This window comes from Acinetobacter sp. AL9 (genome assembly GCF_041464035.1).
Taxonomy (GTDB): Bacteria; Pseudomonadota; Gammaproteobacteria; order Pseudomonadales; family Moraxellaceae; genus Acinetobacter; species Acinetobacter towneri.
Genome location: NZ_JAYFSK010000323.1, coordinates 1 through 201 on the forward strand (window position 1 = coordinate 1; position 201 = coordinate 201).

1 protein-coding gene is annotated in these 201 nt (G+C 47.3%); it reads right to left on the reverse strand.

Translation table 11 applies throughout. The features are described 5' to 3' along the window. Nucleotides 1-17: 17 nt before the first annotated feature. Nucleotides 18-201: zinc ribbon domain-containing protein (locus tag ACEO2X_RS14905; protein WP_179991048.1), on the reverse strand; the 184-nt coding region annotated here is incomplete at its 5' end.

Sequence of the window (201 nt, forward strand, 5' to 3'; positions counted from 1 at the left end):
TTGACATCCTCCCCCCCTTAAAAGAGGGTGATTCCTACAGCTAGACGCTTATGCCCAAGCGCAAGAATGTTTAAAGCTGAGTTTATATCTCGATCATGAGCTGTACCACAGCTCATGCACTCCCATTCTCTTATTCCAAGATCTGTCCTACCTTTGGGACTACTTGAGGTGATCTCACCGCAGCACGAACAGATTTGGGTG